Here is a 1,740-nt window from a genome sequence, read left to right as displayed (position 1 = left end):
TAGCTGGCTATAGGTCGTGTCAAGTGCATGCTCCGGGCATGACAGTGCGCGCCGCATGTTTGGCCGGGCGTTCTGACGTGTCTGTGGGGTGGCGGTTTGGTTGGCTGGCCCGGCGTGATTCCAAGGGCGCCCACGCTGACTTATTCGACCTCGGCGGTTGCCGGGTCATCTGGCGTCGTTCGGGCTGCCCAAGGGCGAAGGGCCGGGCGCCAAGCTAGGTGCGGCGTAACGCGGGAAGCGTCCGCCATAGCTGTRTCGGCGTCTGGTCCGGCCCTTCGTCGGTTCCAGCGTCTCACCGCCGGCCTGGGTTGTGAAGGGATCCTGCGGGCACCTCCGTGGGTTCCGTGAGGGGGATTTCCGGCTGGCATCATGGTGTGCCGCGGCTTGTCACTTCCAGCGGCCGGGGTCGTAGGTGGCCTGGTCCCGGACCATGGCGTAGGCGATCCGTGATGCGCGGTGCGCCATCGCGCAGGCGATGACGCCGCCGTGCTTGCCTCTGGTCCTGAGCGCCGCGGCGTAGGTCCGGCTGGGCGCGTCGTTGAACCAGAGCCCCATGCCGAGATCGATCAGGGCCCGGCGTAGGGCCACGTTGCCTTCCCTGCTGATGGATCCGTCGCGTCGTTTGCCTGCCGATTCGTACTGGGTGGGGGACAGACCCGATGCCCGGTAGATCTGTGACGGCCCGGGCCAGCGGTGCGGGTCGCCCAGGGCGCCGCCGTAGTTGCCGGCGCGGACCACACCCCAGCCCGGGGTCGTGGTGAGCGTCGCGAACGGGCTCAACGGAAGCAACCGGGCGAACTCTGCCTCGGATGCGTCGATCTGCGCGGTGAGCTCGGTCAGCAGGGCCAGATCGGCGGCCAGCACCTGCCGGGCCACGGCTGCGTCCGCCGTGGTCAGCGCGTCGCGGGCGGCACGGACGAGCCGTTCGGCCAGCGGCTGCCGAACGTGGAGGCCGCGGACGGCGGCGAACCGGATGAACCGGGCGGTGCCCAGTGCGGCGAGCCGCTTCGGGTCGGTGAATTCAGCAGCGATGAGCCTTCCCACTTTGGTGCCGAGCACGTCCGGCAGGACCAGCGTCAGCCCGGGGAAGGCCCGGTCCAGCTGGCCCAGCAGCTGGTTCTTCGTCGCGGTCCGCGCCTGGACCSTGCGGGTCCGGTGCGCCGCCCACGCGCCGAGTTCACCGATCACAGCCTCGCGCGCAGTCACAGGAAGGCCCCTGCCGCTGAGGACCAGCTCGGTGATCGCTTCCAGATCCAGGGCATCGGTCTTGATGCGCCGGCGTCCCTGGACCCTGCGCTGCTCGGCCACGTGCGCGGGATTCAGCTCCAGAACCTGCCAGTCCGCGGGCCACACGGACGGGGTGAGCAGCGGCCGGTGGTAATGCCCGGCAGCTTCGATCCCGACTCTCACGGGAACATCCATCCCGGCCAGCCTGCTTTTGATCAGAGTGAGGATCCCGTCCAGGCCCCGTCCGGTCATCTCGAAGTCCACCGGACCCAACAGGCGGTGCCGGGCGGCATCGGTGACCGACAACGCGACCGTCCTCTTGCCAACGTCGACAGCAACAACAACGGGTGATTCACCGGTCACCACGCCCTGAACAGACATAACAAACACCTCCGAAGGTGTCGGGAGGATCCCGCGGATCAACCTCAGGTCCTCAAAGGAATCTGATACATCCCGTCCTGACATCTCCGGAGGTGTTTGTGAAGGACAGACTCAACTCATATCAGCTGTTGT

At 67.7% G+C, this 1,740-nt stretch carries 1 protein-coding gene; it reads right to left on the bottom strand.

Annotation, left to right across the window (positions count from 1 at the left end; genetic code table 11):
- Nucleotides 1-387: 387 nt before the first annotated feature.
- Entirely contained in the window at nt 388-1,608 is a 1,221-nt protein-coding gene (locus AC1DRO_RS21140; RefSeq protein ID WP_476952334.1) for an IS110 family RNA-guided transposase, read from the bottom strand.
- Nucleotides 1,609-1,740: the final 132 nt, after the last annotated feature.

The sequence above is a fragment of the Arthrobacter sp. P4_F11 genome (assembly GCF_056401395.1).
This window is presented reverse-complemented; position numbering and strand designations above follow the sequence as displayed.